At 70.5% G+C, this 23,527-nt stretch carries 25 protein-coding genes and 1 riboswitch; of the genes, 11 read left to right on the forward strand and 14 right to left on the reverse strand.

Annotation, left to right across the window (positions count from 1 at the left end; translation table 11 throughout):
- The first annotated feature begins 65 nt into the window (after positions 1 to 65).
- Genes E4191_RS04465 through E4191_RS04475 form a run of 3 tightly spaced genes read left to right on the forward strand, consistent with a single transcriptional unit; the run spans position 66 to position 2,597 of the window.
- Positions 66 to 1,112, forward strand: coding sequence for a methionine ABC transporter ATP-binding protein (locus E4191_RS04465; protein WP_135312334.1), 1,047 nt, complete (start codon positions 66 to 68; stop codon positions 1,110 to 1,112).
- Complete coding sequence (locus E4191_RS04470; RefSeq protein ID WP_135312335.1) at positions 1,102 to 1,776, forward strand: methionine ABC transporter permease; 675 nt, start codon at positions 1,102 to 1,104, stop codon at positions 1,774 to 1,776. Before E4191_RS04465 ends, E4191_RS04470 begins: the two co-directional genes overlap by 11 nt.
- A 32-nt stretch (positions 1,777 to 1,808) precedes the next feature.
- On the forward strand, positions 1,809 to 2,597 hold the full coding sequence (locus E4191_RS04475) for a MetQ/NlpA family ABC transporter substrate-binding protein (RefSeq protein ID WP_135312336.1): 789 nt from the start codon (positions 1,809 to 1,811) through the stop codon (positions 2,595 to 2,597).
- Positions 2,598 to 2,615: 18 nt separating this feature from the next.
- Here the strand turns inward: E4191_RS04475 and E4191_RS04480 are convergent, their stop codons facing one another.
- The 11 genes from E4191_RS04480 to chrA form a co-directional block, all read right to left on the reverse strand.
- The gene (locus tag E4191_RS04480; RefSeq protein ID WP_135312337.1) at positions 2,616 to 3,380 is read right to left on the reverse strand and encodes an ABC transporter permease; all 765 of its coding nucleotides are present in this window, start codon (positions 3,378 to 3,380) and stop codon (positions 2,616 to 2,618) included.
- Positions 3,377 to 4,096, reverse strand: coding sequence for an ABC transporter ATP-binding protein (locus tag E4191_RS04485; protein ID WP_135312338.1), 720 nt, complete (start codon positions 4,094 to 4,096; stop codon positions 3,377 to 3,379). Before E4191_RS04485 ends, E4191_RS04480 begins: the two co-directional genes overlap by 4 nt.
- A 67-nt stretch (positions 4,097 to 4,163) precedes the next feature.
- Positions 4,164 to 4,841, reverse strand: coding sequence for a TenA family protein (locus E4191_RS04490; RefSeq protein WP_135312339.1), 678 nt, complete (start codon positions 4,839 to 4,841; stop codon positions 4,164 to 4,166).
- Positions 4,838 to 5,770, reverse strand: a complete 933-nt coding sequence (locus E4191_RS04495; protein ID WP_135312340.1) for an ABC transporter substrate-binding protein — start codon at positions 5,768 to 5,770, stop codon at positions 4,838 to 4,840. The genes E4191_RS04490 and E4191_RS04495 overlap by 4 nt, the downstream gene beginning before the upstream one ends.
- On the reverse strand, positions 5,767 to 6,732 hold the full coding sequence (locus E4191_RS04500; RefSeq protein WP_135312341.1) for a HesA/MoeB/ThiF family protein: 966 nt from the start codon (positions 6,730 to 6,732) through the stop codon (positions 5,767 to 5,769). Before E4191_RS04500 ends, E4191_RS04495 begins: the two co-directional genes overlap by 4 nt.
- Positions 6,729 to 7,325: a thiamine phosphate synthase gene (locus tag E4191_RS04505; protein WP_135312342.1), complete on the reverse strand. Its 597-nt coding sequence runs from the start codon at positions 7,323 to 7,325 to the stop codon at positions 6,729 to 6,731. Before E4191_RS04505 ends, E4191_RS04500 begins: the two co-directional genes overlap by 4 nt.
- Entirely contained in the window at positions 7,322 to 8,083 is a 762-nt protein-coding gene (locus tag E4191_RS04510) for a thiazole synthase (protein ID WP_135312343.1), read from the reverse strand. Before E4191_RS04510 ends, E4191_RS04505 begins: the two co-directional genes overlap by 4 nt.
- A gap of 4 nt (positions 8,084 to 8,087) precedes the next feature.
- Positions 8,088 to 8,285, reverse strand: coding sequence for a sulfur carrier protein ThiS (gene thiS / locus E4191_RS04515; RefSeq protein ID WP_135312344.1), 198 nt, complete (start codon positions 8,283 to 8,285; stop codon positions 8,088 to 8,090).
- On the reverse strand, positions 8,275 to 9,234 hold the full coding sequence (locus E4191_RS04520; protein WP_135312345.1) for an FAD-dependent oxidoreductase: 960 nt from the start codon (positions 9,232 to 9,234) through the stop codon (positions 8,275 to 8,277). Before E4191_RS04520 ends, thiS begins: the two co-directional genes overlap by 11 nt.
- Entirely contained in the window at positions 9,227 to 10,033 is an 807-nt protein-coding gene (gene thiD / locus E4191_RS04525) for a bifunctional hydroxymethylpyrimidine kinase/phosphomethylpyrimidine kinase (protein ID WP_228461545.1), read from the reverse strand. Before thiD ends, E4191_RS04520 begins: the two co-directional genes overlap by 8 nt.
- 77 nt (positions 10,034 to 10,110) lie before the next feature.
- Positions 10,111 to 10,213, reverse strand: a riboswitch (TPP riboswitch).
- A gap of 42 nt (positions 10,214 to 10,255) precedes the next feature.
- Positions 10,256 to 11,560, reverse strand: coding sequence for a chromate efflux transporter (chrA, locus tag E4191_RS04530; protein ID WP_135312346.1), 1,305 nt, complete (start codon positions 11,558 to 11,560; stop codon positions 10,256 to 10,258).
- A gap of 133 nt (positions 11,561 to 11,693) precedes the next feature.
- Here chrA and E4191_RS04535 point away from each other — a divergent pair, with 133 nt between their 5' ends.
- The 8 genes from E4191_RS04535 (at position 11,694) to E4191_RS04570 (ending at position 20,838) form a co-directional block, all read left to right on the forward strand.
- Entirely contained in the window at positions 11,694 to 12,170 is a 477-nt protein-coding gene (locus E4191_RS04535; protein ID WP_135312347.1) for an acyl-CoA thioesterase, read from the forward strand.
- A gap of 171 nt (positions 12,171 to 12,341) precedes the next feature.
- Positions 12,342 to 14,261, forward strand: a complete 1,920-nt coding sequence (locus E4191_RS04540) for a DEAD/DEAH box helicase (protein ID WP_135312348.1) — start codon at positions 12,342 to 12,344, stop codon at positions 14,259 to 14,261.
- A gap of 219 nt (positions 14,262 to 14,480) precedes the next feature.
- On the forward strand, positions 14,481 to 15,584 hold the full coding sequence (locus tag E4191_RS04545) for an ABC transporter ATP-binding protein (protein WP_135312349.1): 1,104 nt from the start codon (positions 14,481 to 14,483) through the stop codon (positions 15,582 to 15,584).
- Between the two features lie 100 nt (positions 15,585 to 15,684).
- Complete coding sequence (locus E4191_RS04550; RefSeq protein ID WP_135314320.1) at positions 15,685 to 16,755, forward strand: ABC transporter substrate-binding protein; 1,071 nt, start codon at positions 15,685 to 15,687, stop codon at positions 16,753 to 16,755.
- Positions 16,756 to 16,857: 102 nt separating this feature from the next.
- Positions 16,858 to 17,934, forward strand: coding sequence for an ABC transporter substrate-binding protein (locus tag E4191_RS04555; protein ID WP_135312350.1), 1,077 nt, complete (start codon positions 16,858 to 16,860; stop codon positions 17,932 to 17,934).
- Positions 17,935 to 18,000: 66 nt separating this feature from the next.
- Entirely contained in the window at positions 18,001 to 19,302 is a 1,302-nt protein-coding gene (locus E4191_RS04560) for an ABC transporter permease (RefSeq protein WP_135312351.1), read from the forward strand.
- A 4-nt stretch (positions 19,303 to 19,306) separates the two neighbouring features.
- Entirely contained in the window at positions 19,307 to 20,257 is a 951-nt protein-coding gene (locus E4191_RS04565) for an ABC transporter permease (protein WP_135312352.1), read from the forward strand.
- Positions 20,254 to 20,838 carry a hemerythrin domain-containing protein gene (locus E4191_RS04570; protein WP_135312353.1) on the forward strand — a complete coding sequence of 195 codons (585 nt, stop codon included), beginning with the start codon at positions 20,254 to 20,256 and terminating at the stop codon, positions 20,836 to 20,838. The genes E4191_RS04565 and E4191_RS04570 overlap by 4 nt, the downstream gene beginning before the upstream one ends.
- A 121-nt stretch (positions 20,839 to 20,959) precedes the next feature.
- On the opposite strand, the gene E4191_RS04575 is transcribed toward E4191_RS04570, so the two are convergent.
- Genes E4191_RS04575 through E4191_RS04585 form a run of 3 tightly spaced genes read right to left on the reverse strand, consistent with a single transcriptional unit; the run spans position 20,960 to position 23,525 of the window.
- Positions 20,960 to 21,904: an AEC family transporter gene (locus E4191_RS04575; protein ID WP_135312354.1), complete on the reverse strand. Its 945-nt coding sequence runs from the start codon at positions 21,902 to 21,904 to the stop codon at positions 20,960 to 20,962.
- Positions 21,901 to 22,731, reverse strand: coding sequence for an MBL fold metallo-hydrolase (locus E4191_RS04580; protein ID WP_228461547.1), 831 nt, complete (start codon positions 22,729 to 22,731; stop codon positions 21,901 to 21,903). Before E4191_RS04580 ends, E4191_RS04575 begins: the two co-directional genes overlap by 4 nt.
- A complete protein-coding gene (locus E4191_RS04585) occupies positions 22,728 to 23,525 on the reverse strand; it encodes a TatD family hydrolase (protein ID WP_135312355.1) in 798 nt (265 codons plus the stop codon). The genes E4191_RS04580 and E4191_RS04585 overlap by 4 nt, the downstream gene beginning before the upstream one ends.
- Positions 23,526 to 23,527 lie beyond the last annotated feature (2 nt).

Consider the following 23,527-nt stretch of genomic DNA (forward strand, 5'->3'; position numbering starts at 1 on the left):
GATCCGCTTGCGCCCGTCCGCGCTTTCGGGCAGGACCGCGCCCTGACTTTCGGCAGGCGGGCGACATGACGGGCAGGGCAGAGGACGCGGCGATCATCTTCGAGGGCCTGGGAAAGAGCTTTCCCAAGGCCGGCGGCCGCGTCATGGCGCTGGAGGGGATCGACCTGACCGTGCCTGCGGGCAGCATCACCGGCATCATCGGCCGGTCCGGTGCCGGCAAATCCACCCTGCTGCGCATGGTCAACGGGCTGGAGCGCCCGACCGAGGGCCGCGTCACCGTCACCGGCCAGGATGTCGGTCAGGCCCGCGGCCCCGCGCTGCGCGCGATCCGGCGCAATGTCGGGATGATCTTCCAGCACTTCAACCTGCTCTCCTCGCGCACGGTGCGCGGCAACATCGCCCTGCCGCTGCAGATCGCGGGCACGCCCGGCGGCCGGATCCGCGCCCGGGTGGACCAGCTGATCGACCAGGTGGGCCTCGGCCCGCTGGCCGACCGCTATCCGGCCGAGCTGTCGGGCGGCCAGAAGCAGCGCGTGGGCATCGCCCGCGCGCTGGCGACCGGCCCGCAGGTCCTGCTGTCGGACGAGGCCACCAGCGCGCTGGACCCCGAGACGACCCAGACCGTGCTGGAGCTGCTGGGCCGGATCAACCGCGATCTGGGCCTGACCATCCTGCTGATCACCCATGAGATGGCCGTGCTGCGCGACATCGCCACCCATATGGCGGTGATCGAGGCGGGCCGCATTGTGGAATCCGGGCCGACCTATGACATCTTCACCAAGCCCGTGCATCCGACCACCCGCAGTTTCCTGTCGGGGGTGACCGGCGCCACGCTGCCCGCCTTCGTGGCCGGGCGCCTGCAGGACGGCCCGCCCGGCGACCAGGTGATCCGCGTGACCTTCGCGGGGACGCACGCCACCGACCCGATGCTGGCCCGGCTGGCAACGGAACTGGGCATCAGCGCCAACATCCTCGGCGGCGCCATCGAGGAGATCGGGCCGCGCCCCTTCGGCAACCTGCTGATCTCGGTGCCCGCGGATCAGGGCGACCGCGCCCGGGCCTTCCTGGACACCCACGGGCTGACGACGGAGGTGCTGGGCCATGTCCGCTAACCTGATCCCCCTGCTGTGGGAGGCGACGCTGCAGACCCTGTGGATGGTCGCCGTCTCCTCGGTGCTGGGCGCGCTTGGCGGGCTGCCCCTGGGGGTCTTCCTGGCGACCTCGCAGCGCGGCGAGTTGCTGGGCGCGCCATGGATCAACAATATCCTGGGGCTGGTGGTCAATGCCACGCGCTCGGTTCCCTTCATCATTCTGGTCGTGGCGATCATCCCCTTCACGCGCCTGATCGCCGGCACCTCGATCGGCACGAATGCGGCCATGGTGCCGCTGACGCTGGCCGCGATCCCCTTCATCGCCCGGCTGGTGGAAAATGCCATCCGCGAGGTCGATCAGGGCCTGATCGAGGCAGCCCGCGCCATGGGCGCCACACCCTTGCAGATCATCGCCCGGGTGCTGATCCCCGAGGCGCTGCCCAGCATCACCCTGGGCCTGACGCTGGCCGTGGTCAGCCTGATCGGCTATTCCGCGATGGTCGGCGCCGTCGGCGGGCAGGGCCTGGGCGATCTGGGCATCCGCTATGGATACCAGCGCTTCATGCCCGAGGTGATGGCGGCGGTCGTCGTCATCCTGATCGTGCTGGTGCAACTGGTCCAGTCGCTTGGCGAATGGATCGCCGCCCGCGTCGACCGCCGCGCGCCGCGCAACCGCGGCCTCTGACTTTTTCCCGCAGACAAGAAAGGACCAATCCCATGCTGCGTCTGACAACCTTCGTCTCCGCCCTTGCCCTGTCCACCGCCGCCATGGCCTCCACCGCCTTGGCCCAGGACATCACCGTCGGCGTCTCGCCCGGCGAACATGGCGAGATCATGGAGAAGGTGGCCGAAGTGGCCGCCCCCTTGGGCCTGAACATCGAGGTCATCGAGTTCTCGGATTACGTCGTGCCGAACCAGGCGCTGGCGGATGGCGATCTGGATGCCAACAGCTTCCAGCACCGCCCCTATCTGGAAAACCAGATCAGCGATCGCGGCTTCGGTCTGGTCGAGGTCGGCACCACCATCACCACGCCGATGGGCATCTATTCCGACCGGATCGAGGATCTGGCCGACCTGCCCGAGGGCGCGCAGGTGGCGATCCCCAACGATCCCACCAATGGCGGCCGCGCGCTGCTGATCCTGCAGGATCTGGGGATCATCACCCTGGCCGAGGGCACGGGCCTGGTCCCGAGCCCCTTGGACGTGGCCGAGAACCCCAAGGGGCTGCAGTTCCTGGAACTGGACGCCGCGCAGTTGCCCCGCACGCTGGCCGATGCCGATATCGCGATCATCAACACCAACTATGCGCTGGCCTCGGGCCTGTCGCCCAAGGGCGACGCGATCGCCATGGAAAAGGCCGACAGCCCCTATGTGAACATCATCGTGGTGCAGGAAGGCCGCGAGGCCGAGCCCTGGGTCCAGACCCTGGTCGAGGCCTATCACAGCCCCGAGGTGAAGGCCTTCATCGACGAGACCTACGAGGGCGCCGTCCTGACCTCCTGGTAAGACCCCTTGGGGCCGCCGTCAGGGGCGGCCCCGCTCCAGGGCGCGCTGGACCAGCCCGGCGCCCGCGAACAGCCCGACCCCCATCGCCGCCAGCACCGTCAGGGCGGCGAACATCAGGTCGGTCTGCCCGCGCCCATTGGCCATCAGCATCAGGTGCCCCAGCCCCCGGCTGGAGCCGACCCATTCCCCGATGATCACCGCGAAGGGCGCCTGCACGGCGGCCAGCCGCAGCCCCGATCCAAGCGCGGGCAGCGCATGGGGCAGGCGGATCAGCATCAGCTCGGGCAGGGGCCGCGCCCGCATCATCCGCGCCAGATCCTCCAGCGCGGGCGGCGGGCGCATCAGCGCATCGAAGAGGACCGAGGTGACGGGGAAATAGACGACCAGCGCCACCATCACCACCTTGGACGGCGCCCCATAGCCCAGCCACAGCGTCACCACCGGCGCCAAGGCAAAGATGGGCACCGCCTGCGCCGCCACCAGCAGGGGCCGCATCAGCCGCCGCGCCACGGGCGACAGCGCCAGGTTCAGCGCCGTGACCACCCCAAACGCGACCCCTGCCGCCAGCCCCATCGCCAGATTGGCCAGCGTGAAGCCCGCATGCTCGGCCAGCATCGGCGCATGGGCCAGCAGCGCCGCCCCGACGCGCCCGGGCCCGGGCAGGATGAAGGGCGGCACCCCGGTCGCCCAGACCACCGCCTGCCACAGGGCCAGCACGACCAGCGGCAGCACGGCAAGCCCCGCCCCCCGCCGCGCAAGCGCCGGAAACCGCCCCCCCGTCATGGCGCAAATGACCGCGACAGTGCCCCGAACAGCGCCGCCTGCGCCGCCAGCACCTCGGGCGCCGCCAGCGGGCGCGGGACGGGACCGGGCGGCAGGGGCAAGGCCCGGCTGCCCGCTGCCCCGATCAGATAGGCCCGGTCGGCCAGCCGCGCCGCCTCCAGCGGATCATGGGTGATCAGGATCACCGTCCGCCCGGCCAGCGCCCGCGCCGCCAGATCCTGCATCGCCGCCCGCGTCGCCGCATCCAGGGCCGAGAAGGGCTCGTCCAGGACCACCACCGGGCAATCCTCGATCAGCGTGCGGGCCAGCGCGACGCGCTGCCGCTGCCCGCCCGACAGCGCGGCGGGCCGTCGGTCCTCCATCCCCGCCAGCCCCAGATCCGCCAGCAGCGCCCGCGCCCGCGCCAGATCGGGCCGCGCCCCCCGCAGCCGCGCCCCGAGGGTGACATTCGCCAGCGCCGAGGCCCAAGGCAGCAGCTGATCCGACTGCCCCATCAGCGCCACCCGCCCCCCCGGCACCTGCAACCGGCCCTCCAGCCGCGCCGCCACCGGCAGTCCCGCCACCATCCGCCCCAAGGTCGACTTCCCCACGCCCGAGGCCCCCATCAGGCAGGTCCACCCCCCGGCCACCGCCGCGATCTCCACCCCCCGCGCCAGCACCGCCCCGTTCAGCCACAGATCCCCCCGGATCCCCACCGCCCCCTCGCCCCTCTTCATCTTGGCTCAAATATCCCGGGGGGAGTCCGCAGGACGGGGGGCAGCGCCCCCCTGCCAGCCGTCCCCGTCATGTCCGATCCAGCCCCATCTGCCAGAACCCGACCTCCAGCTGCGTGGCCTGCGTGAAATGCCGCGCCAGCGTCGCCGCGCGGGGCAGGGCGGGCCAGTCGGGTCCAAGCCGCGCCTCCAGCGCCGCATCGGTCAGGGCGCCGACCTCGTGGCAGACGCGCTGATAATCCGGCCCGCCATAGGTTGCGGTCCAGTCGCCATAGGGCCCGCCGCTGGCCGCATGCACCCGTCCGATCTCGCCATAGCCGAAGACGCAGGGCGCCAGCGCCGCCAGCAGGTCCAGGATGTCGCCCGAATAGCCGGTCGCCTGCACATAGCGGGTATAGGCCATGTTGGCGGGGGATTCCGGGGTCCGTTCCAGCATCGCCTCGGTGATCCCTTCCCGCCCGCAGATCTCGACATGCAGGGGCATCTCGCCATTCAGCAGCCCATGCGCGATGGACGAGGCCGCGCGCATCTCGGACAGGCGGTCGGACTTGGCGAAGACCAGCGACCAGCTGCGCGCGAAATGCAAAAGGAACACGTAATCCTGCTGCAGGTAATGCAGGAAGCTGTCCCGGGGCAGGCTGCCCGCCGCCAGCTGGCGTACGAAGTGATGGTCCACATAGCGGTTCCACTCCGCCCCCGCCGCCTGCCGCCACAGGGCGAAGGCGCGGCCATAGTCCGGGGCGCTCATGGCGCGTTCACGTCGATGGCCAGATCGGACAAGGGCAGCCCGCCCGGCGTCGCGCCCTGGTTCTGCAGAAACGCCTCGAAGCGCAGATAGCGGCCTGCATCCAGGGCTGCGGGGCGGGCGGCAAAGCGCGGCCAGGTGTCGTGCCACGCGGCCTCGTTCAGCGGCGTCTGCAGTTCCGATGCGGTGGCCGCGAACATCTCCCACGCCGCCCCGGGGTCGTTCTGGATGAAGGCCGTGGCGCGTTCGGTGGCGTCCAGGAACCCGGCCACCGCGGCTGTGTCCATGCGGGCGGGATCGGCCAGATAGATCAACTCGTCATAGGCGGGGATGCCATGCGCCTCGGGGTAGAGGCAGCGCCCCTCGAATCCCTCCAGCCGCAGCTGGTTCAGCTCGAAATTGCGGAAGGCGCCGATGACGCCGTCCACCTGTCCCGACATCAGCGCCGGAGAGATCGACCAGCCGATATTGATCTGCTCGACCGCGTCGGGGGCCAGCCCGCCATCGGCCAGCATGGCGTTCAGCATCACCTCCTGCACGCCCGCGACGGCAAAGCCCACCTTGCGGCCCTCCAGATCGGCGGGGGTCTCGATGCCGCTGTCGGCCAGGACCACAAGGCAGGTCAGCGGGGTCTCGACCAGCGTGCCCACGCGGGTGACGGGCAGGTCCTGATGGCGCGACAGATGCAGCTGCGGCTGATAGCTGACGGCGATGTCCACCCGCCCGGCGGCCACCATGCGCGGCGGATCATTGGGGTCCGAGGGGGTCACCAGCGCGACCGCCAGCCCGGCCTCGGAGAAATATCCCAGCTCCTCGGCCAGCACGATGGGGGCGTGGTCAGGATTGACGAACCAGTCCAGCATGACGGTCAGGTCCGTCTGCGCATGGGCGGGCAGGGCCAGCGTGGCAAAGGCAAATGTCAGCGCTTTCAAGGGGTCTCTCCTAGGTCGAATTCGGTCAGGGCCAGCAGGGCGATCTGCCCCGGCCAGCGCGATTGCAGCACCTGGCCCGCATTCTGCGCGCGCAGGCCCGTGCGGCAGGCCAGCACGACGCGCGGGGCCGAGCCGGGGTCCAGGTCGGCGATGCGCTCGGGCGGGACATGGGTCGCCCCGGCAAAGGGCGGGCTTTCGGTCCGCAGGTCGATCAGCAGATCGCCGGGGCGGATCTGGCTGGCGGCGATGAAGGGCAAGGGGGCCGCAGGCTCGGGCGCGGCATCAAAACGGAAGCCGCCCATCCGCCAGCTGGCCGCATCGAAGCTGATCAGGCGCCCGAGCGGCGAGGGGTCCAGCCCGGCCAGCACCGCCAGCGCCATCTGCGCCTGCAGCGCGCCAATCATCCCCACGATCGGCCCCAGCACGCCCGCCGTGGCGCAGCTGGCGCCTTGCCGGGGCAGGTCGGGGAACACCGCCCGCAGGCTGGGCGCCCCCGCCCCGCAGGCCAGCGCATAGCCCGACAGGGCCAGCGCGGATCCCGAGATCAGCGGCCTGCCCGCCGTCCTGCAGGCATCCGACAGGGTCAGGCTGACGGCGAAGCTGTCGGCGCAATCCAGCACCGCATCGGCATCCCCGACCAGCGCGGGCGCATTGGCGGGGGTCAGCCATTCCACGCGGGGGATGACCTGAACGTCAGGGTTCAGCGCGGCCATCACGGCGGCGGCGGCGCTGGCTTTGGGCTGGCCGATCTGGTCGCTGCGATAGAGCGGCTGGCGGTGCAGGTTGGTGACCTCGATCCGGTCGGGATCGACCAGCGTGATCCGCCCCAGCCCCGCCGCCACCAGATATTGCAGCGCCGGGCACCCCAGGCCCCCCGCGCCCACGATCAGGACATGGGCGGCAGCCAGCCGGGCCTGCCCCTCCGGGCCGATCTGGGGCATCTGGCGGGCATAGCGGTTCATGCCGTCACCGCCAGCCAGTCGCGCAGACGGCCTTCGGGGTCGGGATGCAGGGTGATGTCGGTGACGGCAGAGACCACATCCGCGCCCGCCGCGAAGGCGCCGGGCGCGCGGTCGACCGACATGCCGCCGATGGCGATCAGGGGGATGTCTCCGATCAGGGACTTCCACTCGGTGACCCGCTCCAGCCCCTGTTGATGCCATTTCATCTGCTTGAGGATCGTCGGATAGACCGGCCCGAGCGCCACGTAATCGGGCGCCAGCGCCAAGGCCCGGTCCAGTTCTGCATGGTCGTGCGTCGAGACGCCAAGCCGCAGCCCGGCGCGGCGGATGGCGGGCAGGTCGGCGCTGTCCAGATCCTCCTGCCCCAGATGCAGCCAGTCGGCGCCCTCGTCGATGGCGATCTGCCAGTGGTCGTTCACGACCAGCGTGGCGCCATGCTGCCGCGCCAAGACCAGCCCACGGCGGATCTGGCCCTGCAGATCAGGGGACGTGCGGTCCTTCAGGCGCAGCTGCACCAGACGGACGCCCAGGGGCAGGGCGCGGTCCAGCCAGGCGGCATCGTCGAAGATCGGATAGAATCGCGGCAGCATCACAGCCAGGCCTTTCCCAGAAGAGGGGTCGAGGGCACGCCCATCTCGCGCACCCCCATCGGATCGGCGCCGCGCGCCAGTGCGCCCGCCTGCACGGCCAGCCCGAAGGCGCGGGCCATGGCGACCGGATCGCCCGCCTGCGCGACGGCGCTGTTCAGAAGGACGGCGTCAAAGCCCATCTCCATCGCCTCGGCCGCGTGGCTGGGCAGGCCCAGACCGGCGTCGATGACCATGGGAATGTCGGGGAAGGCGGCGCGCAGGCTGCGCAGCCCGTGGCGATTGTTCAGGCCCATGCCCGACCCGATCGGCGCGCCCCAAGGCATCAGCACCCGGCAGCCCGCATCGACCAGCCGCTGCGCCAGCACCTGATCCTCGGTCGTGTAGGGGAAGACCTGGAACCCCTCGGCACACAGGGTTTCCGCCGCCTCCAGCAGGCCGAAGGGGTCGGGCTGCAGCGTGTCGGCATGCCCGATCACCTCCAGCTTGATCCAGTCGGTCTGGAAGACCTCGCGGGCCATGCGGGCGGTGGTGACGGCCTCGCGTGCGGTGTGGCATCCGGCGGTGTTGGGCAACACGCGCAGGCCCATCCCCCGGATCAGATCCCAGAAGGCCTGGCCCCCTCCGGCCTCGCGCCGCAGCGACACGGTGGCGACCGAGGCGCCGCTGGCCCGGAACGCCGCCTCCATGATGGTGGGCGAGGGGTATTGCGCCGTCCCGAGCATCATCGCGCCGGGCAGGGTCACGCCATAGAAATCGCGCATCCGCTCAGCCCCCCTGCATGGGGGCCAGCACTTCCAGCCGGTCGCCATCGCGCAGCGGCTGCTCCGCGCGGGCGGCCGAGGGCAGGAACTCGCCGTTCAACGCGGTGGCGACGCGGGCCTCCCCCCAGCCCAGTTCCGACAGCGCGCCCGCGACGGTGGTGGCGGCGATGTCGCGGGGGTCTCCGTTGACCTCAATCCTCATGGATCAGCTCTCCCTTGGTTCCGGTGGTCAGGTAATCGGCGGCCTGAGCGGCCAGCGCGGGCGCCATCAGATAGCCGTGGCGAAAAAGGCCGTTCAGATGGATCACCCGGCCCCGCAGGGTCACGCGGGGGATGTTGTCGGGGAAGGCCGGGCGCAGGTCGGTCCCCAGCTCGATCACCGAGCTTTCGGCAAAACGCGGATCCAGCGCATAGGCCGCCGACAGCAATTCCAGAACGGATCGCGCGGTGACGGGCGCGCGCGAGGCGCTTTCGATCTGCGTGGCGCCCAGCATGAACAGGCCGCCCGCGCGCGGCACGATATACAGCGGATGGCGCGGGTGCAGCAGGCGGACGGGCCGTGTCAGGGTGATCTCGGGCGCGTGCAGGACGATCATCTCGCCCCGCACGCCGCGCAGGCCGGGCAGGGCGGCTGTCAGCCCGCGCGCGTCGATCACCGGGCCGGGAATGTCGGCGGGATCGGCCTCGGCGCGTTCGACGGTGACGCCCCGGGCGGCCAGTGCGGCCAGCAGGTCGGCCAGCGCGCGTCGGGGGTCCAGATGCGCCTCGTCGGGGAAATGCAGGCCCTGCCGGGGGGGCAGGTCGGGTTCCAGCGCGGCGCTGTCGCAGGTCCGGTGGCCGGTGGCGCGGCGGGCAAAGCGCGCCAGCTCGGACCGGTCGCGGTCCAGCGCCAGGACCAGCGTGCCGAGGCGGGTGACCGGGGTGACCGCCGCCCATGCGTTGGCGGCGTCCGCGCCGAGGCGCGTGATGACGGGCTCCGCCGTTACCCCCTCGCACCAGGGCGCCAGCATGCCGCCCGCCCACCAGGAACAGCCATGCGGCCCCGGCGGGCCGTTGCGGTCCAGGATGCGCGGCGTGACACCGCGCCCCAGCAGCTCGTGTGCGGCAAAGAGGCCCGCCACCCCGGCGCCGATGATGGTGACGTCAGACATGGGCCCAGACCGCATGGAAATGATGCACCGGCCCGTGGCCCGAGCCAACGCGCAGCCCGTCCGCCGCCGCGATGGCGCGCTGCAGATAGCCATGCGCAAGGGCGACCGCCTCGGGCAGGTCCAGCCCTCGGGCCAGCCCCGTGGCGATGGCCGCCGACAGGGTGCAGCCGGTGCCGTGGGTGTTGCGGGTGGCCTGCCGGGGGGCGGTCAGGCGGGTGATCCCTTGCGCCGTGATCAGAAGATCGGTGCAGACCGGCCCCGCCGCATGGCCGCCCTTCATCAGCACCGCCCGCGCGCCCAGGGCCCGCAGCGCCGCGCCCTGTTCGGCCATCTGCGCCTCGGTCGTGGCGGGGGAGGTGTCCAGCAGGCGCGCGGCCTCGGGCAGGTTCGGGGTCAGCAGGGTGGCGCGGGGCAGCAGCAGGTCGCGCAGCGTGGCGATGGCATCGTCGGGCAGCAGCGTGTCGCCGGACTTGGCGACCATCACCGGGTCCAGCACCAGCGGCAGATCGCGGCCCCGCAGCCCCTCGGCCACGGTCGCGATGGCGCGGGCGTCGCCCAGCATGCCCAGCTTGACCGCGCGGATGTCCAGATCGTCGAAGACCGCGGCCATCTGCGCCGCGATCATCGCGGGGCTGGCGGGTTCGATCAACGTGACAGTGCGGGTGTTCTGGGCGGTCAGCGCGGTGATCACGCTGGCGCCGTAGCAGCCGAGCGCCGAGAAGGTTTTGAGATCCGCCTGGATCCCCGCGCCGCCCCCGGAATCAGAGCCTGCGATGGTCAGGGCAATGGCTGTGGTCACGTCGTCCCCTTCGGTTGGCCCGACGGGTCGTGAGCGGACAAAGGGGGGCGAGGACGACAGGCCGACCCCGGGGGGCCGCACGCATCTGCACCGTTCCCTCCGCCGGTATGACCCGGATCAGGTTCGATGGGTTGGCTTGCAGCCTCTCAGCCCCTGAACGGGACACCCCAACGGTTTGCACGAATCAGGCTAGCCGCGCCCGGCCCGCCGCGCAAGGGGTGTTCAGGCCGCGGTCAGCCCGGCCAGATGCAGGGCCATCCCGGCCAGGGCCGCGCCCGCCAGCAAAGCGCCCATGCCCGCGCGGAAGCGCAGCGCGGCCAGCAGCGCCAGCGCCGACAGCCCCGCCGCCGCCGGGTCCAGCGAGGACCAGACCGGCAGCTCGACCTGCACGGGACCGGCCTGCAGCGGCCGGGTCTGGCGCCAGATCAGGTGGAGGGCGAACCACAGGCCCAGGTTCAGGATCACCCCCACCACTGCCGCCGTCACCGCCCGCAGCGCGCCCGCCAGACGGGCATTGGCGCGCAGACGCTCCATGTAGGGGGCGCCGAGGAAGATCCAGGCAAAGCAGGGCGCGAAGGTCACCCAGGTGGCCAGCAGCCCGCCAAGCGTCGCCGCCCCCAGGGGATTGGCCCAGCCCGCCTCGCGCAGGGCCGCCAGGAAGCCCACGAACTGCAGCACCATGATCAGCGGGCCCGGGGTCGTCTCGGCCATGCCCAGCCCGTCGAGCATCTCGGCCGGGGTCAGCCAGGCCAGGGGGCCTGCGGCCTCCTGCGCGACCCAGGCCAGAACCGCATAGGCGCCGCCGAAGGTCAGGACGGCCAGCTTCGAGAAGAAGACCGCGATCTCGGTGAAGACGCTGCCGGGGGCCAGGACCAGCAGGGCCGCCACGGGTGCCAGCCACAGCGCCAGCGCCCAGACCGCCGCGATGCGGGCGGCGCGGGCATCGGTCCGGTCATCGGGGCGGGGCAGGGCGGCCGGGTCCGGAGGCGCCGTGCGCAGCGCCACGGCGCCGATCAGCGCCGCCCCCGCGATGACCAGCGGAAAGGGCGCGTCCAGCGCGAACAGCGCCAGGAACGCCACCAGCGCCAGCCCGCGCAGGCCCGGCCCGGGCAGGGCGCGGCCCGCCAGCCGGATCACCGCCTGCACCACCAGCGCCAGCACAGCGGCCTTGAGGCCGAAGAACAGCCCCTCGATCGCGGGCACGTCGCCCAGGGTTATATAGATCCAGGACAGCGCCATGATCGACAGCGCGCCGGGCAGGATGAACAGCACGCCTGCGATCAGCGCGCCGCGCACGCCTCCTGTCAGCCAGCCGACATAGGTGGCCAGCTGCTGCGCCTCGGGGCCGGGCAGCAGCATGCAGAAGTTCAGCGCGTGCAGGAAGCGGGGCTCGTCGATCCAGCGCTGCTCGTCGACCAGGATGCGGTGCATGACCGCGATCTGGCCCGCAGGCCCGCCGAAGGACAGGGCGGCGATGCGGGCCCAGACCCAAAAGGACTGGTGCAGCGTGGGCATGGCGGTCGGCATGGCGGTCCCCTGTCACTGGCGGCCTTGGTGGCGGGCGGGGCGCGGCGCGTCAAGCGCGCGGGGGCGATTTTGGTGGCGATGTCATGGGGCTGTCACTACACCCGGACCCAGGAAGAGTGGCAGGGGACGGCCGATGGACAAGCGCGGGTTGGAGATGACGGTGCTGATGACGCCCGACATGGCGAATTTCAGCGGCAAGGTGCATGGCGGGGCGCTGCTGGCGCTTCTGGACCGGGTGGCCTATGCCTGCGCCTCGCGCTGGTCGGGGGAATATGCGGTGACCCTTTCCGTCGATCAGGTGACCTTCAAGGAGCCGATCCACGTGGGCGAGCTGGTCACCTTCCGCGCCAGCGTGAACCACACCGGCCGCACCTCGATGGAGATCGGCATCCGCGTCGAGGCCGAGAACATCCGCAACGGCACCCGCCGCCACACCAACTCGTGCTATTTCACCATGGTGGCCGTGAACGCGGACGGCCATCCCGTCCCCGTGCCGCGCCCCGAGCCGCGCGACGACGTGGACACCCGCCGCTGGCGGGCCGCCGAGATCCGCCGCACGATGCGCCGCGAGATCGCCGCCCGGCAGGAGGCCGCGCGCACCGCCTCCTGACCCCGGACAGGTGATTGGCTGTGGACTTTCCCCGGCCAAGGGTTTAGGGCACCGCCTTTGGCCCCAGACTGTCCGGGGCGGCGGGTGCAGGGTGGGCCGGTCGCAGCGACGAGAGGTGCCACTCATCGGGTGTCGGCAACCGCTTTGGCACCCCCGCATTTGGCGAATCACATGACCGAACTGAATATCCCCGCACCGTTGCAGGCGGCGTTGGCCGACAAGGGCTACGAGTCCCTGACCAGCGTGCAATCCGCCGTCTTGGCGCCCGAGGCGCAGGGCCGCGACGTGCTGGTCTCGGCCCAGACCGGGTCGGGCAAGACCGTGGCCTTCGGCCTGGCCATCGGCGCGGACCTTCTGGACGACGCGGGCCAGATGCTGCAGGGCATGCAGCCCCTGGCGCTGGCCATCGCGCCGACCCGCGAGCTGGCCCTGCAGGTCGCACGCGAGCTGGAGTGGCTCTATGCCGGGACCGGCGCGCAGATCGCCACCTGCGTCGGCGGCATGGATTATCGCAACGAGAAGCGCGCCCTGCAGCGCGGCGCGCAGATCGTCGTCGGCACGCCGGGCCGCCTGCGCGACCATATCGACCGCGGCAGCCTGGATCTGACCGACCTGCGGGCCGCGATCCTGGACGAGGCCGACGAGATGCTGGACCTGGGCTTCCGCGAGGACCTGGAGTTCATCCTGGGCGCCGCGCCGGTCGAGCGCCGCACGCTGATGTTCTCGGCCACCGTGCCGCAGGCGATCGAGAAGCTGGCCCGCGACTTCCAGCGCGACGCGCTGCGCATCGCCGCCATGGGCGAGGCGCGCCAGCACGGCGACATCGCCTATCGCGCCTACACCGTGACCGCCCGCGACCGCGAGCCCGCGATCTTCAACCTGCTGCGCATCCACGAGGCGCCCAATGCCATCGTCTTCTGCAAGACGCGGGCCAACGTGAACCACCTGCTGGCGCGCATGTCGAACCGGGGCTTCAAATGCGTGGCCCTGTCGGGCGAGCTGTCCCAGCAGGAACGCACCCATGCGCTGCAGGCGCTGCGCGACGGGCGCGCCCGCGTCTGCATCGCGACCGACGTGGCGGCGCGCGGCATCGACCTTCCGGGGCTGGAACTGGTGATCCATGCCGATCTGCCGACCAATCCCGACACGCTGCTGCACCGCTCGGGCCGCACGGGCCGCGCGGGGTCCAAGGGGATCTCGGCGCTGATCGTGCCGTCCGCCGACTATCGCCGCGCGCAGCGGCTGATGCAGAACGCCAAGGTGACCGCCGAATGGCTGGACGCCCCCACCGCCGACGAGGTCCGCGCCCGTGACGACCAGCGCATGCTGGATCATCCCGGGCTGACCGAGCCCGCGGGCGACGACGCCCCGCTGGCTGCGCAGCTCTTGGAGCAGTTCAGCGCCGAGCAGGTCGCCGTGGCGTTCCTCAAGATGTGGCGCGAAGGCCGCCCCGCCGCCGAGGAACTGTCCGAGGCGCATGCCCCGCCGGCGCCGATGGCGCCGCGCCCGCAGCGCGAGTTCGGCCCCTCGGTCTGGTTCACGCTGTCGGTCGGCCATTCGGGCCGCGCCGAGGCGCGCTGGCTGCTGCCCAAGGTCTGCGATGCGGGCGGGATCACCCGCGACGGCATCGGCGCGATCCGCGTCAAGCAGGACCTGTCCTATATCCAGATCGCCGCCGAGCAGGCCGACCGCTTCGGCGACTTCATGGAGATCACCCCCGAGGTGACCATGCGCCGGATGGAGGGCGAGCCCGATCTGGACGCGCAGCCCGAACGCGCGCCCCGCGCGCCGCGCGGCGAGACCCGGACGGACAACCGGTCGGAAGGGCGCAAGCCCGCGCCCCGTGCCAAGCCCGCAGCGGCGGATGGCGACCACCAGAGCCGCGTGAAGGCCGCCCGCGGCGGATGGGTGCCCGATGACGCCGCCGCCGCAGAGCCGCGCGAGACCGGCCCGCACCCGGCGGTGAAGGCGTGGAAGAAGAAATCCTCGGCCGACGCGGGCAAGCCCGCTTGGGCCAAGGGCAAGCCGCGCAGCACCGACAAGCCCTCGGCGCCCAAGGCCCATCGCAAGGGGCCGCGTCAGCCCGGCTGATCGCGGCCTGCCTGCCGGACCGGAGATCTGCCTGAAATACAGGCAGGCGTCCGGGCCGGCCCCTCGTTGTCACAGGTGATCGCGCCCGAAGCCCCGACAGGGGTTTCGGGCGCGGCGCGTTGGGGACATGAAATGTCGCAATTGATGTTGCCAGCCGGGCAGGGCGCCGCTTAACCTGATCCTGCGCTGAACAACCAACGACAACAGGGAGAGCGCCCTTTGCTGGACGACCGCCACGGCGACGCCTTCGTCGCCTTCGAGCATGTGCAAAAAAGCTATGACGGCCAGACGCTTGTCGTGAAGGACCTGAACCTGTCCATCGGCAAGGGAGAGTTCCTGACCATGCTGGGGCCGTCGGGATCGGGCAAGACCACCTGCCTGATGATGCTGGCCGGCTTCGAGACCGCCACCCACGGAGAGATCCGCCTGGACGGCCGCCCGATCAACCAGGTGCCCCCCCACAAGCGCGGCATCGGCATGGTGTTCCAGAATTATGCGCTGTTCCCGCACATGACCGTGGGCGAGAACCTGGCCTTTCCGCTGGAGGTGCGGGGCATGTCCTCGGCCGAACGCAACACCCGCATCGCCCGGGCGCTGGACATGGTGCAGATGGGCAAGTTCACCAACCGCCGCCCCGCGCAGCTGTCGGGTGGCCAGCAGCAGCGCATCGCGCTGGCCCGCGCGCTGGTCTTCGATCCGGAACTGGTGCTGATGGACGAACCCCTGGGCGCGCTGGACAAGCAGCTGCGCGAGCATATGCAGTTCGAGATCAAGCACCTGCACGAACAACTTGGAATCACCGTCGTCTATGTGACCCACGACCAGGGCGAGGCGCTGACCATGTCGGACCGCATCGCCGTCTTCAACGACGGGCGCATCCAGCAACTGGCCCCGCCCGCGTCGCTCTACGAGGCGCCCGAGAACAGCTTCGTCGCGGGCTTCATCGGCGAGAACAACGCCCTTCCCGGCACCATCGAGCGGCTGGAGGGCGACAAGGCGCTGGTGCGGCTGGACGGCGGCGGGGTGATCGACGCCACCGCGGTCAACATCCGCGAGACGGGCCAGCGCACCACCGTCTCGATCCGCCCCGAGCGGGTCGAGTTCAAGCCCGAGATGATGTCCGAGGGCGCCCACACGATCGAGGCCCAGGTGCTGCAGGTCGTCTACATGGGCGACATCCTGCGCGCCCGGCTGAAGGTCGCGGGCAGCGACAACTTCGTCATGAAGATGCGCAACACGATCGGCCAGACGCGGCTGGAGCCGGGTCAGGCGATCCGCATCGGCTGGCACCCGCAGGATGCCCGCGCGCTCGATCCCGTCTGATCGCGGCCCGCCGCCCCAAGGCTCGGCCCCCGGGGCCGGGCCGTCGTCCGAAACCCTGCCCGGCCCCCGTGCCGCACCCGATTTCCAGCTGGAGTACATGATGAAACGACTTCTGACCCTCGGCACGGCCCTCGGCCTCGTCTCCGGCCCGGCCCTGGCCGATGTGAACCTGCTGTCCTGGGGCGGTGCCTATGGCAACAGCCACCTGGAGGCCTATGCCAAGCCCTTCACCGCCGAGACCGGCATCGCCGTGGTCATGTCGGATGCCGACAACCCCGCCACGCCCATCAAGGCGCAGGTCGAGGCCGGCAATGTCAGCATCGATGTGGCCTCGGTCGAATATGCCGATGCGGTGCGGCTGTGCGACGAGGGCGCGCTGGAGGTGATCGACCCCGCCATCCTGCTGCCCGCCGAGGACGGCACCGCGGCGATGGACGATTTCATCGAGGGCGCGGTGACCGAATGCTTCGTGGGCACCGACGTCTATTCGATGGTGCTGGCCTTCAACGACGAGCAGTTCCCCGATGCCAAGCCCGCCAGCCCGGCGGATTTCTTCGACATCGAGGGCTTTCCCGGCAAGCGCACGATGCGCAACGGCGCCAAGTTCAATTTGGAACTGGCGCTGATGGCCGATGGCGTGCCCGCGGCCGAGGTCTATGAGGTGCTGGCCACCCCCGAGGGCGTGGATCGCGCCTTCGCGAAACTGGACACGATCAAGGACGAGGTCATCTGGTGGGAGGCGGGCGCCCAGCCCCCGCAGCTGCTGGCGGATGGCGAGGTCAGCATGGCCTATGCCTTCAACGGCCGCATCTTCAACGCGGCGCAGGCCGACGGCCAGCCCTTCGAGATCATCTGGGACGGCCAGATCTACGAGATGGAAGGCTGGGTGATCCCCGCAGGCGCCCCGAACCTGGAGGAGGCGCTGGAATTCGTGGCCTGGTCCACCGCCCCCGCGCCGCAGGCCCGGGCCGCCGAGTTCATCAGCTATGGCCCGCCGCGCCGGTCCGCCGCCGCGATGGTCGGCAATATCGAAGGCACCGAGGAGCCGATGGGCCCGAACCTGCCCACATCGGAGGCGAACATGGGCGCCGCGCTGGCCTCGGACCTGGAGTTCTGGGTCGACCGCGATGCCGAGCTGAACGAGCGCTTCAACAGCTGGCTGGCCAGCTGATCCCCTTGGGGTTCGGGCGATCCGTCGCCCGGCCCCCGCCCCCTCTGGGGGCCAATCACAACGGGCGCAAATGCCCGATCCAACCAACCGGGAGTTCTGTTCATGAAAACCACCCTGATCCTGTCGACCGCGCTCAGTGGCCTTGCCTTCGGCGCCACCGCGCAGGAGCTGAACGTTGTCTCGTGGGGCGGCGCCTACGAGGTGAGCCAGGTCGAGGCCTATAACAAGCCCTTCACCGCCGAGACGGGCATCACCGTCAACATGATCGCCGCCGACAACCCCGCCACGCCGCTGCGCGCGCAGGTCGAGGCGGGGAATGTCACCGGCGACGTCTTCGACATCGAGGTCTCGGACGCGATCCGCCTGTGCGACGAGGGCGCGCTGGTCGAGATCGACCCCGCGATGCTGCCCGCCGCCCCCGACGGCACGCCCGCCGCCGACGACTTCGTGCCCGGCGCGCTGCAGGACTGCGCGGTGGCCAACATCGTCTGGGGCACGGTCATCGCCTACAATACCACCAAGTTCGAGGGCGAGGCGCCGACCACGGCCGCCGACTTCTTCGACACCGAGACCTATCCCGGCCAGCGCGGCCTGCCGCGCAACCCCAAGCGCACGCTGTACCTGGCGCTGATCGCCGACGGGGCCGCCGCCGACGAGGTCTATGACCTGTTGGCCACCGACGAGGGCGTCGACCGCGCCTTTGCGAAACTGGACACGATCAAGGACCAGACCGTCTGGTGGGAGGCCGGCGCCCAGCCCGTGCAGCTGCTGGCGGATGGCGAGGTCACCATGACCACCGCCTACAATGGCCGCGTCTTTGACGCGATGGTGGCCGAGGACCAGCCCTTCGAGATCATCTGGGACGGGCAGTACATGGACATGGACATGTTCGTGATCCCGGTCGATGCCCCGAATCCGGAAGCGGCGATGGAATACCTGAAGTTCGCCACCGACACGCAGCGGCTGGCCGATCAGGCGCGCTACATCGCCTATGGTCCGGCGCGGATGTCCTCGGCCTCGCTGGTCGGGCTGTATCAGGACGACGAGACCGAGATGGCGCCGCACATGCCCACCAGCCCCGCGGCGCTGGAGAACGCCGTGCTGGACGACCCGGAATTCTGGGCCGACCATGCCGCCGAGCTGACCGAGCGGTTCAACAGCTGGCTCGCCTCCTCCTGATCCGAAACGCCGCCGCCCCGTCCGTCGATCGGATCCGGGGTGGCGGCCCTGACTGCCGGGGACGACATGGCGAACGCCGCACTTGATCCACATGCCGCCATCGCCACCACCGCATCCGGGGTGGGGTCGGGGCTCTTGACCACCGAGGACGGCAAGCCGCTGGCGCGCGCGCTGGTGCGCAGCCAGCGCCGCGCCCGCAAGCGGGCCTTCCTGCTGGTGCTGCCGCTGCTGGTCTTCATCCTGGTCACCTTCGTGGTGCCGATCGGGCAGATGCTGACGCGGTCCTTCCACAATGACGGCTTCTCGGCCAACATGCCGCAGGTCTCGGCGTGGTTCGCCGAAACGGAGCGCGGCACGCCCCCGGACGAGGCCGCCTGGACGGCCTTGGCCACCGACTTGGTCGCCAGCGCGGATGCGCGCAGCATCGGCGTGGTGGGCACGCGGATCAACTATGACATGCCGGGCACGCGGTCGCTGTTCACCTCGACCGGCCGCCAGGTGCGCGGCGGGATGGAGCCGCCCTATCAGGCCAACCTGCTGGAGATCAACGAGGACTGGGGCGACCCGCGCCTGTGGTCGGTCATGCGCGAGGCCTCGACCCCGCTGACCGCGAACTTCTACCTGGCCTCGATGGACCGCACCCGCGACGAGACCGGCGCGATCCAGCAGGTCGAGGAACAGCAGCGCATCTATGCGACGCTGTTCTGGCGCACCTTCTGGCTGTCGGCGGTGATCACCGCCCTGACCTTCATCCTGGGCTTTCCCATCGCGCATCTGCTGGCGACGCTGCCGATGCGCCGCTCGAACCTGCTGATGATCCTGGTGCTGCTGCCCTTCTGGACCTCGCTTCTGGTGCGCACGACCAGCTGGATGGTGCTTCTGCAGCAGCAGGGCGTGGTCAACGACATCCTGGTCTGGCTGGGCGTGATCGGCGGCAGCCAGCGGCTGCAGATGATCTACAACCAGACCGGCACGATTATCGCGATGACGCATATCCTGCTGCCCTTCATGATCCTGCCGCTGTACTCGGTGATGCGGACGATCAACCCGACCTATGTGCGCGCCGCGCGCAGCCTGGGAGCGACCAGCTGGACGGCGTTCCGCCGGGTCTATTTCCCGCAGACCCTGCCGGGACTGGGGGCGGGCGCGATGCTGGTCTTCATCCTGGCGGTCGGATACTACATCACCCCCGCGCTGGTCGGCGGATCCTCGGGGATGCTGATCTCCAACATGATCGCCCAGCATATGACCGGCACGCTGAACTGGTCGATGGCCGCGGCGCTGGCCGCCCTGCTCTTGGGCGCGGTGCTGGTCCTCTACTGGGTCTATGACCGCCTCGTCGGCGTCGACAACCTGAAACTGGGATAGGCGAATGGCACTTCCAAGCTATGCATCACCGCTGGAGCGCGTCTGGCATTACGCCTATCTGGCCGGCTGCGCGGCGATCTTCTTCTTCCTCATCGCGCCCATCGTGGTCATCATCCCGCTGAGCTTCAACGCCGAGCCCTATTTCACCTTCACCGACCGGATGCTGGAGTTCGACCCCGAGGGCTACAGCACCCGCTGGTATTCCAGCCTGCTGACCTTCGGCATGCAGGACCCCGAGGCCACGGGCTGGGCCTTCTGGTCGGATGCCTGGGCCAATGCGAACTGGGTCAAGGCAGCCAAGAACTCGATCATCATCGGGGTCTGCTCGACCATCGTGGCGACCGGGCTGGGGACGCTGGCGGCGCTTGGCCTGTCGCGCCCCGAGATGCCCTATCGCCGGGCGATCATGGCGATCCTGATCTCTCCGATGATCGTGCCGCTGATCATCACCGCGACGGGGATGTTCTTCTTCTATTCGAACCCCTGCGAGCTGCTGACCCTGGTGGGTCTGGATCCGCAATGCGGGCGGCTGGCGGGCAGCTATCTGGGGGTGATCCTGGCCCATGCGACCTTGGGCATCCCCTTCGTCATCATCACCGTGACCGCGACGCTGGTGGGGTTCGACCAGTCGCTGAACCGCGCGGCGGCCAGCCTGGGGGCCAATCCGCGCACGACCTTCTTCAAGGTGACCATGCCCCTGATCCTGCCGGGCGTGGTGTCGGGGGCGCTGTTCGCCTTCGTCACCTCGTTCGACGAGGTGGTGGCGGTGCTGTTCATCGCCGGCCCCGATCAGCAGACCATCCCCCGCCAGATGTGGAACGGCATCCGCGAGCAGATCAGCCCGGCCATCCTTGCGGTGGCCACGCTGCTGGTGATCTTCTCGATCGCGCTTCTGACCACGGTCGAGCTGCTGCGCCGCCGGTCCGAGCGCATCCGGGGCGTCACGCCGCGATGACCGAGGCGACGCGCGGGCCGATGACCTTGGACGAGCTGGAGGACGCGGCGGCGCGTCCTGCCCCGCCCGCCTATCCGGCGATCACCCGGGCCGAGCGCGCGCATGGCCGCCGCCTGGCCGCCATCCACGACATGTACCGGGCCGAATTGGACGGGGTTGCGCGCCTTCTGTCCCAGATCCGGGCGCGCGTGGCCCAGCCCGGGGAACTGGCGCCCGCGCTGGCGGGCACGCAGCTGGCGCGCAATATGGCGATGTTCGGCACCGCCTGCGGGCGCGATTGCGCGCTGCTGCAGAACCATCACGACATCGAGGAGCAGTGGATGTTCCCCGCGCTGTCCTCGGCCGGGGGGGCGGCGCTGGCCCCGGTGATCGCGCGGCTGATGGCCGAGCATCGGCTGATCCACGCGCTGATCGGCGATCTGCACCAAGCCGCCGAGGCGCTGGTCGCGGATCCCGGCGCGGCGGCCTTTGCCCGCTGCGCCGAGGGCTTTGCGGCGCTGGACCGGGCCATCCGGTCGCATTTCGGATATGAGGAGACGGTGCTGGAGGAGCCCCTGGGGGCGTTGCGGGTGCCGATCTGAGGGGGTCCTTGCGTCCCGCGACGGCGGGGGGCCAGCCCCGTCGCCGGCTGGTCCTCGGACCAGTGGCGCACCAGCCGGCGACCCCCCGGGATATTTTCGCCAAGATGAAAGGCGTTTCGGGTCAGGGCAGGATCGCGAGCCACATCCAGATCGTCAGGGTCGAGAGGGCGGTGGCGATCAGGACGCTGGAGGCGGCGACGCGGCGGGCGGCGCCGTAGATGTTGGCGAAGAGATAGGCGTTCACGCCCGGCGCCATCGACGCGGTCAGCACCGCCGAGCGCATCCCGTCGCGGTCGAGGCCCAGGAGGTGGCCGGTGGCGAAGGTGATGGCGGGATGGAGGACCAGCGCGCAGGCGCAGCAGAGCGCGATGGCCCCCATGTCGCCCTCGGGACGGTAGCGGAAGAGGACGCCCCCCAGCCCGAAGAGCGCCGCCGGCAGGGCCGAGCGCGCGATCATGTCGGCCGCGTCCCAGACCCCCTGCGGCAGCACCAGCCCCGCCTGCGTCAGCAGGTTGATGGTCAGGCCCGACAGGATGCCGATGACCAGCGCGGTGCGCAGCACGCCGGACAGGGCGCGCAGCGAGATGCGCCCGACCGACAGGCCCGAGCCGCGGGCGCGGGTGAACTCCATCACCGTGATCCCGAAAGTGTAGAGCAGCGGCGAATGCAGGGCGATGATCGCCCAGTTGCCGTCCAGCGCCTCGGGCCCGTAGGCGCGTTCGGTGATCGGGATGCCCAAGAGCAGGCTGTTCGAGAAGAGGCAGACGAAGCCGATCGCCACGCAATCCATCGGCGGCCGGTGGAACAGGTAGCGCGCCCCCGCCCAGCCCAGCCCGAAGCCCGCGAAGGCGCCCAGATAGAAGGGGATCAGCAGCTGCGCGCGGAACTCGGTCCCCAGGTCCAGACGGGACATCGACACGCAGAGCAGCATCGGCACGGCGAAGTTCTGGGCATAGCTCATCAGCCCGTCCACGGCGGTCGGGCCGAACCAGCCGCGCCACGCGACCAGATAGCCGAACCCCACCACCAGGAAGATCGGCAGGATGATCGTGAAGAGCGCGCTCATGCGGCGGGGGGAAGGTCGGGGGTCAGGGCGGTGGTGACGATCTGCAGCCCGTCATGGGCGGGGGTGACATGGGCGGGCGTCGTGGCAGCGATGGTGGCGTAGTCCATCTCGATATGCATGTTGGTCAGGATGGCCCGCGGGCTGCGCGAGCGGGCGATCCAGTCCAGGGCCAGCGCCAGATGGGCGTGGCTGGGATGGGGCTGGGGGCGCAGCGCGTCGCAGATGAAGACCGGCGCATCCTGGATCAGCGGCCAGGCGGCCTCGGGGATGGCCGAGACGTCGGGCAGGTAGACGAGGCCGCCGATGCGGAAGCCCAGGGCCGTGATCTCTCCGTGCTGGACGCGGAAGGGGATCAGGGCGACGGGGCCGCCGGGGCCGTCGACGGTGATGCGCCCGGTGATCGGGTGCAGCGCGCAGATGGGGGGGTACTGGCTGCCCTCGGGCGTCTCGAAGACATAGCCGAAGCGGGTGGTCAGCGCATGGGCCGTGGGCGCGTCGGCATGGATCGGCAGGATGCGGCGGGCATTGAAGACCATCTGGCGCAGGTCGTCGATGCCGTGGACATGATCGGCATGGGCATGGGTGTAGACGACCGCGTCCAGCACCGCCACGTCGGCATCCAGCATCTGCGGCACCAGGTCGGGGCCGGTGTCGATCAGCACCCGCGTGGTGCCGCCGGGGCCGTCGCGCTCAACCAGCAGCGAACAGCGGCGGCGGCGGTTGCGGGGGTTGGCGGGGTCGCACTCGCCCCACCGGTTGCCAAGGCGGGGCACGCCGCCCGAGGATCCGCAGCCCAGGATGGTGGCGCGCAGCGTCGGGCCGCTCACCGGGCGGCCTTGGCAAAGAGGCGGTCGAAATTCGCCTCGGTCCGGGCCGCGAAGTCGGGCAGGTCCAGCCCGAAGACCTGCGCGCCGACGGCGGCGGTATGGGCGACATAGGCGGGTTCGTTGCGGCGCCCGCGATGGGGGGGCGGGGCCAGGTAGGGGCTGTCGGTTTCGACCAGGATCCGGTCCAGCGGCGCGGCCTTGAAGATGTCGCGCAGGTCGGACGACCGCGGGAAGGCCGCGATGCCCGACATGGACAGGTAGAAGCCCAGATCCAGCGCCGCCTCGGCCAAAGCGGGCGACGAGCTGAAGCAGTGCATCACGCAGCCGAAGGCGCCCGCGCGGTGCTCCTCGGTCAGGATGCGGGCCATGTCTTCATCCGCGTCGCGGGCATGGATGATCAGCGGCAGGCCGGTCACGCGCGCGGCCTCGATATGGATGTGCAGGCTGTCCTGCTGCAGGGCGGCCGTCTCGGCGGTGTAGTGATAGTCGAGGCCCGTCTCGCCGATGGCCACGAACTTGGGATGATCAGCCAGGGCCACCAGCTGGTCCAGCGTCGCCATCGGCTCGTCGGCCACGCTCATCGGGTGGGTGCCGGCGGCGTAGAAGACGCCCGCATGCGCCTCGGCCAGCGCGCGGACCTGCGGTTCCTGGCGCAGCCTGGTGCAGATGGTGACCATGCGGGTCACGCCCGCCGCATGGGCACGGGCGATCAGCGCGTCATGCTCGCCCTCGAAATCGGGGAAATCCAGATGGCAATGGCTGTCGGTCAGCGACAGGGGGGTCGCGTCGTGCATCG

It is taken from the genome of Paracoccus liaowanqingii (genome assembly GCF_004683865.2).
GTDB lineage: Bacteria > Pseudomonadota > Alphaproteobacteria > Rhodobacterales > Rhodobacteraceae > Paracoccus > Paracoccus liaowanqingii.

Coding starts and splice junctions, on each gene's coding strand:
- E4191_RS04465 (WP_135312334.1), top strand. CDS start 66: ATGACGGGCAGGGCAGAGGACGCGGCGATCATCTTCGAGGGCCTGGGA.
- E4191_RS04470 (WP_135312335.1), top strand. CDS start 1,102: ATGTCCGCTAACCTGATCCCCCTGCTGTGGGAGGCGACGCTGCAGACC.
- E4191_RS04475 (WP_135312336.1), top strand. CDS start 1,809: ATGCTGCGTCTGACAACCTTCGTCTCCGCCCTTGCCCTGTCCACCGCC.
- E4191_RS04480 (WP_135312337.1), bottom strand. CDS start 3,380: ATGACGGGGGGGCGGTTTCCGGCGCTTGCGCGGCGGGGGGCGGGGCTT.
- E4191_RS04485 (WP_135312338.1), bottom strand. CDS start 4,096: ATGAAGAGGGGCGAGGGGGCGGTGGGGATCCGGGGGGATCTGTGGCTG.
- E4191_RS04490 (WP_135312339.1), bottom strand. CDS start 4,841: ATGAGCGCCCCGGACTATGGCCGCGCCTTCGCCCTGTGGCGGCAGGCG.
- E4191_RS04500 (WP_135312341.1), bottom strand. CDS start 6,732: ATGAACCGCTATGCCCGCCAGATGCCCCAGATCGGCCCGGAGGGGCAG.
- E4191_RS04510 (WP_135312343.1), bottom strand. CDS start 8,083: ATGCGCGATTTCTATGGCGTGACCCTGCCCGGCGCGATGATGCTCGGG.
- thiS (WP_135312344.1), bottom strand. CDS start 8,285: ATGAGGATTGAGGTCAACGGAGACCCCCGCGACATCGCCGCCACCACC.
- E4191_RS04520 (WP_135312345.1), bottom strand. CDS start 9,234: ATGTCTGACGTCACCATCATCGGCGCCGGGGTGGCGGGCCTCTTTGCC.
- chrA (WP_135312346.1), bottom strand. CDS start 11,560: ATGCCGACCGCCATGCCCACGCTGCACCAGTCCTTTTGGGTCTGGGCC.
- E4191_RS04535 (WP_135312347.1), top strand. CDS start 11,694: ATGGACAAGCGCGGGTTGGAGATGACGGTGCTGATGACGCCCGACATG.
- E4191_RS04540 (WP_135312348.1), top strand. CDS start 12,342: ATGACCGAACTGAATATCCCCGCACCGTTGCAGGCGGCGTTGGCCGAC.
- E4191_RS04550 (WP_135314320.1), top strand. CDS start 15,685: ATGAAACGACTTCTGACCCTCGGCACGGCCCTCGGCCTCGTCTCCGGC.
- E4191_RS04555 (WP_135312350.1), top strand. CDS start 16,858: ATGAAAACCACCCTGATCCTGTCGACCGCGCTCAGTGGCCTTGCCTTC.
- E4191_RS04560 (WP_135312351.1), top strand. CDS start 18,001: ATGGCGAACGCCGCACTTGATCCACATGCCGCCATCGCCACCACCGCA.
- E4191_RS04565 (WP_135312352.1), top strand. CDS start 19,307: ATGGCACTTCCAAGCTATGCATCACCGCTGGAGCGCGTCTGGCATTAC.
- E4191_RS04570 (WP_135312353.1), top strand. CDS start 20,254: ATGACCGAGGCGACGCGCGGGCCGATGACCTTGGACGAGCTGGAGGAC.
- E4191_RS04575 (WP_135312354.1), bottom strand. CDS start 21,904: ATGAGCGCGCTCTTCACGATCATCCTGCCGATCTTCCTGGTGGTGGGG.
- E4191_RS04585 (WP_135312355.1), bottom strand. CDS start 23,525: ATGCACGACGCGACCCCCCTGTCGCTGACCGACAGCCATTGCCATCTG.